The organism is Chamaesiphon sp. VAR_48_metabat_403, from assembly GCF_031422475.1.
Lineage (GTDB): Bacteria > Cyanobacteriota > Cyanobacteriia > Cyanobacteriales > Chamaesiphonaceae > Chamaesiphon.
In genome coordinates this window covers 1-9,226 of record NZ_JANPLS010000176.1, presented here as the reverse complement: position 1 = coordinate 9,226, position 9,226 = coordinate 1, and the positions used below count along the sequence as shown (strand labels likewise).

The 9,226-nt window shown below is 46.9% G+C and carries 12 protein-coding genes; 8 read left to right on the top strand and 4 right to left on the bottom strand.

What is annotated here, in order from left to right; genetic code table 11:
- Nucleotides 1–261: 261 nt before the first annotated feature.
- On the bottom strand, nucleotides 262–807 hold the full coding sequence (locus RMO79_RS08455) for a hypothetical protein (protein ID WP_310482674.1): 546 nt from the start codon (nucleotides 805–807) through the stop codon (nucleotides 262–264).
- Between the two features lie 42 nt (nucleotides 808–849).
- Here RMO79_RS08455 and RMO79_RS08450 point away from each other — a divergent pair, with 42 nt between their 5' ends.
- Nucleotides 850–987, top strand: coding sequence for a hypothetical protein (locus tag RMO79_RS08450; RefSeq protein ID WP_310482673.1), 138 nt, complete (start codon nucleotides 850–852; stop codon nucleotides 985–987).
- Between the two features lie 564 nt (nucleotides 988–1,551).
- On the opposite strand, the gene pdxA is transcribed toward RMO79_RS08450, so the two are convergent.
- Nucleotides 1,552–2,607, bottom strand: coding sequence for a 4-hydroxythreonine-4-phosphate dehydrogenase PdxA (pdxA, locus tag RMO79_RS08445; protein ID WP_310482672.1), 1,056 nt, complete (start codon nucleotides 2,605–2,607; stop codon nucleotides 1,552–1,554).
- Between the two features lie 297 nt (nucleotides 2,608–2,904).
- On the opposite strand from pdxA, the gene RMO79_RS08440 reads away from it, so the two are divergent.
- Together RMO79_RS08440 and RMO79_RS08435 are read left to right on the top strand one after the other, a co-directional pair.
- A complete protein-coding gene (locus RMO79_RS08440) occupies nucleotides 2,905–3,012 on the top strand; it encodes a PetM family cytochrome b6-f complex subunit 7 (protein ID WP_309736810.1) in 108 nt (35 codons plus the stop codon).
- A 141-nt stretch (nucleotides 3,013–3,153) separates the two neighbouring features.
- Nucleotides 3,154–4,140 (top strand): SDR family oxidoreductase, encoded by a 987-nt coding sequence (locus tag RMO79_RS08435; RefSeq protein WP_310482671.1) that lies wholly within the window; start codon nucleotides 3,154–3,156, stop codon nucleotides 4,138–4,140.
- A gap of 144 nt (nucleotides 4,141–4,284) precedes the next feature.
- On the opposite strand, the gene RMO79_RS08430 is transcribed toward RMO79_RS08435, so the two are convergent.
- Nucleotides 4,285–4,467: a hypothetical protein gene (locus tag RMO79_RS08430; RefSeq protein ID WP_310482670.1), complete on the bottom strand. Its 183-nt coding sequence runs from the start codon at nucleotides 4,465–4,467 to the stop codon at nucleotides 4,285–4,287.
- On the opposite strand from RMO79_RS08430, the gene RMO79_RS08425 reads away from it, so the two are divergent.
- From RMO79_RS08425 to RMO79_RS08405, 5 genes are all read left to right on the top strand, one after another.
- A complete protein-coding gene (locus tag RMO79_RS08425; protein WP_310482669.1) occupies nucleotides 4,451–5,368 on the top strand; it encodes an NAD(+) kinase in 918 nt (305 codons plus the stop codon). The two genes, RMO79_RS08430 and RMO79_RS08425, sit on opposite strands and share 17 nt — an antisense overlap.
- A 150-nt stretch (nucleotides 5,369–5,518) precedes the next feature.
- Nucleotides 5,519–6,196: a response regulator transcription factor NblR gene (gene nblR, locus RMO79_RS08420; RefSeq protein WP_310482668.1), complete on the top strand. Its 678-nt coding sequence runs from the start codon at nucleotides 5,519–5,521 to the stop codon at nucleotides 6,194–6,196.
- Nucleotides 6,197–6,260: 64 nt separating this feature from the next.
- Nucleotides 6,261–6,647: a cupin domain-containing protein gene (locus tag RMO79_RS08415; RefSeq protein WP_310482667.1), complete on the top strand. Its 387-nt coding sequence runs from the start codon at nucleotides 6,261–6,263 to the stop codon at nucleotides 6,645–6,647.
- A 56-nt stretch (nucleotides 6,648–6,703) separates the two neighbouring features.
- Nucleotides 6,704–7,324, top strand: a complete 621-nt coding sequence (locus tag RMO79_RS08410) for a DUF192 domain-containing protein (protein ID WP_310482666.1) — start codon at nucleotides 6,704–6,706, stop codon at nucleotides 7,322–7,324.
- Between the two features lie 495 nt (nucleotides 7,325–7,819).
- A complete protein-coding gene (locus RMO79_RS08405; protein WP_295615470.1) occupies nucleotides 7,820–8,014 on the top strand; it encodes a DUF2949 domain-containing protein in 195 nt (64 codons plus the stop codon).
- 183 nt (nucleotides 8,015–8,197) lie between these two features.
- Here RMO79_RS08405 and RMO79_RS08400 read toward each other — a convergent pair.
- Nucleotides 8,198–9,226, bottom strand: a 1,029-nt coding sequence (locus RMO79_RS08400; RefSeq protein WP_310482665.1) for a 3-deoxy-7-phosphoheptulonate synthase, incomplete at its 5' end; no start/stop codon positions are given.

Sequence of the window (9,226 nt, the reverse complement as noted above, 5' to 3'; positions counted from 1 at the left end):
TCTGGATTTATGGGCGGAGTTTGGGAAATTTGCTGTGAAGATGCTGAATTGATTTGATGATTCGATCGATCTGAAGCAATCGAGCTTCCTGGTAATAGCAGTATGCTAGATAAAATAATTAGCGCGATCGGTTTCATGGGTAAGATGCAACAGTTGTATTTGTTAATTCGAGTGGAGTGTGGGGCTTTAGGCGCGATTTGCTTGGTAGGGGCAATTCATTAATTGCTCCTACCAAATAGATCGATCTAATCTTGTTTAACGTTAGCGTCGATAGTCAACTTCTCGATCGGCAATTGTTGTCGCACTACCTTTTACACGGCAGTGCCAGTCGTCAAAAGTAGTTCGGAAACAGATTCCACTGCTTTGAAACCTCTCCACCAGGCAGTTTTTACCAGGTTTATAAATATTCATATCGTGGCAAATAGAACGGATGAAACTTGCTTTGATATCGTATACAGGTTGTTGTGTATCGATGGCTAAATTAACCGATTGGCTCTCAGCATATTCAAGATCGTTTCGATTGACTGCACGAGGGCGGGATGCAACCTGAAGGTTGAGGTTATCTATCAGCCACAAACTGCCACCGTTTCTTGTCCCAGGAGTCCCAGTTTCTTTTTCTTGGTCGCAATAAAAATACATTTTTGCCTGTTCGACACTAATTGCGCCTCTTCTTGGGGTTACTCGCGATGGGCAAGTTTGGGGTCGGCGATCTGTTTCATAGGAATAAGGCCGCGCACTACTGGCATCAGCTACTAGGAGTTCGAGCAGCATACAGCCGACGATGCCCAGGGTGAAGGTTAGTTTCATGTTAATTATTTTGGTAGATGGTAGTTTGTCAGAATTTGGATCTTGAAAACTAAGTCCAGGTGGGCTTTGATGTTGGCAACCGATCGAATCAATGAATTCGATCGTGCTGGTGTTGGTAAAGCCGCCCGTGTGGGAGCAGCGGCACCATGCTTTATCTTTCGGGTAGATTCTTGGGGATAATGCACGATCGATCGAAATTTTTTGGATCTTATTTCAGCTTTGGTTAGTATCTAAATAACTGGAAATCGATTACCGCACGATTAAAATCGTCGCTAGTGTTGCAAAACCCGCCTACGCGGGTTGAAAATCTTAGTCCGCGAAGGCGGACTTTGTATCACTAGCGGCGGTTTTAACCGCCAGCTAACCGAAGATCGAACATTATTTTTTGAGGCTTAATATCCCCGCCCTGCGATCGCGTAATGTCAAATCTCGCGGTTCTAGTTCGATCGCGATATTAATTGCTGTTAATGCTTCGTCATACTTTCTCAAGTCCTGAAAAATCGAACTTTGAAGCTGCCAAAAATAGGCATAACTGGCACGACTATTATTTGGAACTACAGCGATGGCTTTGGCGATCGAGATCTCGGCTAACTTTGGTTTTCCAGATGACCGCAGCGATAATGCTTTAACATAATTCCCCGTTAATACTTCACCCTTATCGATCGCTTTGTCAAAAGCAACTATCGCTCGATCGAATTGACGAGTCAGGGTAAACGCACTTAAATCCTACATTATTAAAAATACTTAGCTTGCCATTAACTTCACCGAGATCGATCGTCGTTCGACTAATTCTACCGCCAGATCGATCGCCGCCCTCATACTCCGCGCATCCGCAATTCCCAACCCGGCAATATCAAATGCCGTCCCATGATCTGGCGAAGTCCTCACAAATGGTAACCCGATCGTGGTATTAATCGCCCGATCGAACGCCATCAACTTTACCGGAATCAAACCCTGATCGTGATATAAAGCCAGATAAGCATCCGCAGCTTGCGGCTGAGAATGAGTCCCAAACCAAGCTTGTCCCGGTTTCACCCACATGGTATCTGGTGGTAACAATCCCAGCAATTTATACTGCGGATACCGCTCCCGCTCCCCCTCCAACCACCGATCCATCCATTCCACCTCTTCGCGCCCCAACTGTCCCCCCTCACCACTGTGCGGATTTAAACCCGCGATCGCGATCGTCCCAGATTCTAGCCCAAAATCTGCCTGCAAACACTCTATCAATAACCCCAACTTGAGACTCAGCAATGCTGGTGTCAAAGCCGCAGACACCTGAGCCACCGGAATATGTGTCGTCGCCAACAACGCTCTCAACGTCCAGCCAGTGTGAGGAGAGACACCCACAAACATCATCCCAAAGCGGTCTAGATTCGCCTTGAGCGCAAGTAATTCAGTTTGACCAGGAAAATGATGTCCAGCCGCCAACCACGCTGATTTGGCGATCGGAGCCGTCACGATCGCCTCAAATTCACCCGCTAACGTCCGATCGATCGCCGCATCTAAATAAGCAAAACTCACAGCACCACTCGCCGCATTACCCTCGCCTAATTTCACCCCATCGCGAATCGCTGGAGACAGTGGGACATCGATAATATTTAAGTCAGCGGGATTAGCTAATATATTCGCTGACATCTGCTGGCATAACTGCTGATAACGATCGATTAATAAGTCCAAATTACCCAGCACCGTCAGATTGCACTCACCCCCAGATCGCTGGGCTAAAGCCTTGAGAATAACCTCCGTCCCAATCCCCGCCGGATCGCCTAATGTAATAATTAGTCTCGGTTTACTCATAATTTCATCCTCGCAAACTCGATCGACATCACTACCCACTCCCTTCAACTTTATCGCTTTGAAATGCGATCGGCTAACTCAGCTCTATTCATAACTTAGACTTTAGGTTTTTAGGTTTTAGGTTTTAGGAAATACAGACAAAACCTCCCCCGTCTCCCCGTCTCCCTGTCTCCCCGTCCCCCTCGCACATCCCACACGCCAATACCCCCAAGATCCTGCTACGATACATGATACGATCCCCATCGCTGGGGGAACTATAAATCTGTCATTTAATAATTCACAAGGAGTACTTCAGTCATGGCTGGTGAAATTTTCAATGCTGCAATCTTGTCGTCAAGCTTGATTTTAGTGGGTTTGAGCCTGGGATTTCTCTTTCTCAAGATTCAAGGCCCAGAAGAAGAATAATCTGTGGATGAGCCGTGGGGTATAGGATATGAGTTCGATCCTCGCCCCAAACTCATTGTGTGAATTTTTGTTAACAAAGATGAGACTTTTCTGCTAATATTTAACAAAATAACTTTAATAATTTTTAATTATTCTTTATAAATGACATTATTGATTGTTGGTGCCACGGGTACCTTGGGCAGACAGATCGCACGCCGCGCCTTGGATGAAGGCTACCAAGTTCGCTGTCTTGTCAGAAGTACGCGCAAAGCTGCTTTTCTCAAAGAGTGGGGGGCAGAATTAGTCGTTGGGAATATCTGTAATCCTAGTACCTTGGCACCTGCATTAGAAGGCGTTACAGCCGTAATCGATGCCGCCACCGCCAGAGCGACAGATTCATTAAGCATTAAAAAAGTCGATTGGGATGGACAGGTTGCGCTGATTCAAGCGGCGGTGGAAGCTAAAGTAGAACGATTTATTTTCTTCTCGATTCTGGGTGCCGAAAATTATCCTAACGTACCCTTAATGGAAATCAAGCGGTGTACGGAGCTATTTCTAAAAGAATCGGGTTTGAACTATACGATCTTGCGTCCAGCGGGATTCATGCAAGGACTGATCGGACAATTTGCGATTCCCACATTAGAAGGACAACCCGTGTGGATGACTGGCGAATCTTCGCCGATCGCGTACATGGATACTCAAGATGTCGCCAAGTTTGCCATCAAAGCTTTATCGGTACCCGAAACGAGCAAGCGTAGTTTCCCGATCGTCGGCAATCGCGCCTGGAGCGGCAAAGAAATTATTAGTTTCTGCGAACGTCAGTCTGGTAAAGAAGCCAAAATTACCAACGTGCCGATCGGGATTATTCGGGTGATGAGACAAACATTACGCTTCTTTGAATGGAGCTGGAACTCCGCCGACAGGCTGGCTTTTACCGAAGTATTAGCCACCGGGAAACCCCTAGTCGCTGAGATGGATGAAGTATATAAAATTTTTGGGATCGAAGCTAAAGAAATCGGCACGCTAGAAGCTTATTTACAAGAATATTTCAGCCGAATTATGCGTAAACTCAAAGAATTAGATTACGAGAAGAACAAGCAAAAAGAAGTCCAAGCCGCCAAACAGAAAAAGAAAAAAGTGATGAACTAAATCGCGATTGGGCAAAGCCCACGCTCCGCGAACGGGATGAATCGTAGTTGACGACACCATCCCATCCTCGTAACGATTCTGTGTGCCGAATATGCAATAATTATAGAAAACCGAACCGCTTGCCATCTTCCTTGTAAATTGCCATCATGATGTTGGCAATTTACAAGATCGATGTGGGAGAAAATCGCTGGCATCGTCAACCCGTTCGCGTTGGCGGAGCCTGCCGTTAGGCACAGCGTGGGCTTTGCCCAGTCGATCTCCACAAGATGGCAATCTGTGTCCCGATCGAATTTTAAGTAGGACTACATCCGTGCCAAAAGTAGGCATAATTTATAACGAGGGTAAACCTGTTGCTTGTCGGATTGCCCAAGAAATCGACGACAAGTTGACAGCATTAGGCTGGGAAGTTTGTACCGCCGCCGCCAAAGGTGGCATCCTCGGATATTGTCAATCCGATCGACCGATTTCGTATACGCCGATCGATGCTCTGTGTCCCCCCGGCTTTGACTCACAGATGAGTTTCGCGATCGTCTTGGGTGGCGATGGCACAGTTTTGGCTGCTTTTCGTCAAGTTGCACCAAGTGGCATCCCCTTGCTGACGGTGAATACCGGACACATGGGCTTTTTGACTGAAACATACATCAATCAGCTCCCAGAGGCGATCGAACTGGCGATCTCCGGCGATTACCAAATCGAAAATCGGGCGATGCTGACGGTTCAAGTCTGGGAAGGCGATCGATTACTATGGGAAGCCTTATGCCTCAATGAAATGGTGATCCATCGCGAACCTCTCACCAGCATGTGTCACTTTGAAGTGACTGTCGGCAGACACGCCCCAGTAGACATCGCCGCCGATGGTATCATCCTCTCCACCCCCACGGGTTCTACCGCTTATTCCCTCAGTGCTGGCGGCCCCGTCGTCGCCCCTGGTGTCGATGCCCTCCAACTAGTCCCCATCTGCCCCCATTCCCTCGCCTCGCGCGCGCTAGTGTTTTCCGACACCGAAACCGTTAAGATCGATTCTGCCAACCCCAATCGGCTCGTAATGGTCGTAGATGGCAATGGGGGCTGTTATATTCTCCCCGAATTTAGCATTAGGATCGCCCGCTCTCCCTATCCAGCCAAATTTATCCGACTCCACCCCCCCGAATACTTCAAAATTTTGCGCGAAAAACTCGGTTGGGGATTGCCGCATATTGCCAAGCCGACATCGGTGGAGTTGCCGTAGGAGACGGGGAGACGGGGAGACGGGGAGACGGGGGGACGGGGAGATGGGGAGAGAGTTGCTTGCTTGTCAATCCAAAATTTGTACTGAGTGCAGCCAAAGTCTCCCAGTCCCCAAGTCTCCCAGTCCCCAAGTCCCCTCGTCCTCTAATGTATGGCAGAAAATACCCCAATTGTCCTAATCGAAAACGATTTAATCTTAGCTGAGAAAATGAGCCTCGATCTGAGCAAAGCAGGCTATCAAGTCGCGATTGCCGAAAATGCTAGAATGGGCTTAGACCAAGCTAAAAAACTGCATCCAGCCCTAATTGCGATCGATCGATCTCTACCTGGAGAATCGGCACTGACACTCATTCCGCAACTGCGAGAATTGGGTTTTATGGTGCCCATTCTCATGCTAATGTCCAACGATGCGATCGCCGATCGGATTGTATGCTTAGAATCTGGAGCCGATGACTATGTACTCAAACCCTATCATGCCCCCAAATTTTTGCACGCGATCGGGTTGTATCTGCACTCTAATGTCACCGTCGGCGAACAACTGCGATTTAGCGATCTGGTGTTAGATTTTGTCACGCATCGGGTATCGCGACACGATCGTACCATCGAACTCACCGTCAAAGAGTTTGAACTCCTGCGCTATTTAATGTCTCATCCCGAAACCGAACTGACTAGAGAACAAATCTTAGAAAATGTTTGGGGATATGACTTTTTAGGCGAATCTAATGTCATTGAAGTTTACGTGCGCTATCTCCGGCTTAAATTAGAAAAAGACGGCGGTAAGCGACTGATTCAAACCGTGCGCGGTGTCGGATACGTACTGCGAGACTAGTCACAATTGACATTACAGAACAAACGAACTAATATTTTACGGAGGATCGAATTGGGAGCAAAATGTGAACTTTATAGATGTATCGTCTGCGCTGAATGAAATCGATAAACTAGAAATAACCGCCCAAACTACTAGTGAAGATGCGGGCGCAGCAATGAAGATGCTCGCTCGCTTCAATCAGTGCGCGATGGGATTAGTCTGCTTCTGTGGATCTACCCCGTGGGAGCGACACCCCGATGATGAGCTGCTTCAGATCCTGACAGGATCTGTGCAGATTACCATGCTCGATCGTGACAAAACGAGTGAAATTACTGTGAGCGCAGGTTCTATTTTGATAGTTCCGCAAGGGATTTGGCATAAACAGCATTCACCCGCAGGTGTCAAACTACTGTTTTTAACATCCCAATCGGGTAACGAGCATTCAGAAGCCGTAGATCCTCGTGCTAGCTAGTCTGGAAACAAAGTCGTACATTCGATCGTCAGTAGCCTTCGACAGCAGTAAACTGGATGAGGATCGCCATCGAAGTCTTAAACTCAACCACTCAAACCCTATCCCGTAAAAGTATCGTGATTCAACAACTGAGATTTATAACTTGTGGGATAGTTGGAATGTGGCTATTTGGCTGTTCTCTTCCCGTAGAATCTGCACCCCCACTCCCGCCCAAAAATTCCTCAACACCATCACTATCGACTCCCAAGCCGACGAGTAATCCTGCCACACCGAGTCAAAAACTGCCTCTAAGTGCCCAAATCACGATTAATGGGCAAAGTATCCTGCTTGAGGTCGCACGCACGTCTGAAGAGCAATCTATGGGGCTGATGAATCGCACCGAACTAGCTGCCAATCGGGGGATGTTATTTGTCTTTTCGCCACCGCGTGCAGTCAGCTTTTGGATGAAGAATACATTAATTCCACTAGATATGATCTTTGTGTCTAATGGCGTAGTCAAGCATATTGGGGCTAATATCCCGCCGTGTAAAGTTAGCGATTGCCCCGGCTACGGCCCAGAGCCAAAAATTCCGATCGATAGCGTCATTGAATTACGCGGTGGTAGATCCGCCGAGCTGCGGCTTAAAGTTGGCGATCGGGTGAAAATCGATCCTTACTCAGCCAAAATGCTGAAATAGCTATTAACTAGCAATAAACGGCAAGACTCGTGTTAGGATCCATTCTTAATAATAAAAAATCCGCAAATTTACTGACACTCCGATTCAAGCTTAAAAAAACTCTAGAGATTCTACGGATTCCGATCGAACGCTAACAAGATTAAATATTTGTTATTGCCAGTTAACAATTTAATCGCTTGGTAACTAGGGCAACTCTATCCATAAATAGCAAAACAAATTAGCAATTTTTAAACAAATTACTACTCGATCGGACTAGCCGTTACGACGATCGCGCTCATCATCGCTACTTCTAACCCATATTTTGTTAGACTTTGCAGCGATCGGCGACACGATTAATTCAATCTCAATTTGAATCTTTCTGTAATTTAGACCGCAGTTGGTGAAGATCTAAACTAACCTTCACTACCGCCAATTATCCTCGATGGAAAGTTGTATGGCTGCCGATCTTCTGATTTTTAACAAATACTTTTTTCAAATTTAGCCGGAGGTACGGCAATGATCTCATCTACTCCTTTAACAAAATTAATTCGATTTTTACAAGACGATCTCGCTATTTCGGCTTCTTCGATGGCGATCGTGCTCAAGCAAATAGAGCGCAACCCAGGCCCAGTACCGATGTTGTTATGGCAATACGGGCTGGTGACGATCGAACAGCTCGATCGGATCTATGACTGGATCGATGCTACCTAAGTTATCATTGCGTGGCTCGTTGGCAGTCACGCGCTCATGGAAAATTACGAGTTATGCAGGCAATTCTAACGTAAAGATCGCCTGCATTTTTGTATACACTCATACAAATAAGGATGCCCCATCTGCTCGTTAGTACGAGCAACGGGCACCCTGAGAGGACGATTTATTCCGGTAAACTAACGCCTACAGTCGATCGTAAGCAGCGAGAATAATCCGTTCGGTATCTGCCCAATTGATACACTTATCGGTAACCGAAACGCCGTATTTAAGCTGAGTCAGATCTTCAGGAATCGACTGTCCGCCTTCATTAAGATTGGATTCTAACATCATCCCCACCATTGAGGTATTGCCATTAACGATCTGTTGAATCGTGCTTTCAAAGACGATCGGTTGGAGGCGATAATCTTTATTAGAATTACCGTGACTGCAATCGACTACGATGCGGGGGGGTAAGTTAGCTTTTTTGAGTTCGGTTTCGGCAGCTTTTACGCTGACGGGATCGTAGTTGGGTTTACCTTCGCCACCGCGTAAGATAATGTGTCCGTAAGCATTACCTCTGGTTTGAAAAACGCTGACTCGTCCGTGCTTGTCGATGCCCAGGAAATTGTGTGGTTGCATGGCAGACTGGAGCGCGTTTAAGGCTACCTTAACGCTGCCATCGGTGCCATTCTTAAAACCGACGGGCATCGATAGTCCACTCGCCATTTCGCGGTGAGTTTGAGATTCGGTGGTGCGCGCGCCAATCGCTGCCCAAGCAATTAATTCGTCCAAGTATTGGGGCACGATCGGATCGAGAGCTTCTGTCGCAGTGGGTAAGCCGATTTCGGCTAGTTTAATTAATAAGTTCCTGCCAGTATATAAGCCTTTTTCGACATCAAAAGACTCGTTCATATCTGGGTCGTTGATCAACCCTTTCCAGCCGACGGTGGTGCGGGGTTTCTCGAAATAAACTCGCATGATGAGTAGAAACTTATCACAAACTCGATCGGCTAGAGCTTTTAATTTGTGGGCGTATGCTTCGGCAGCGGCGACATCGTGAATCGAACATGGGCCGACGACGATGAATTTACGGTTGTCCTGAAAGTCTAAGATTTTTTGAATCTGTTTGCGGTAGTTAACAATGCGTTGTTCTAATTCGGGCGATAGGGGTAGTTTTTCCTTGAGTTCTTTGGGGGTAATCAAGATTTTTGAGTAGTTGATATTCGTATCGCC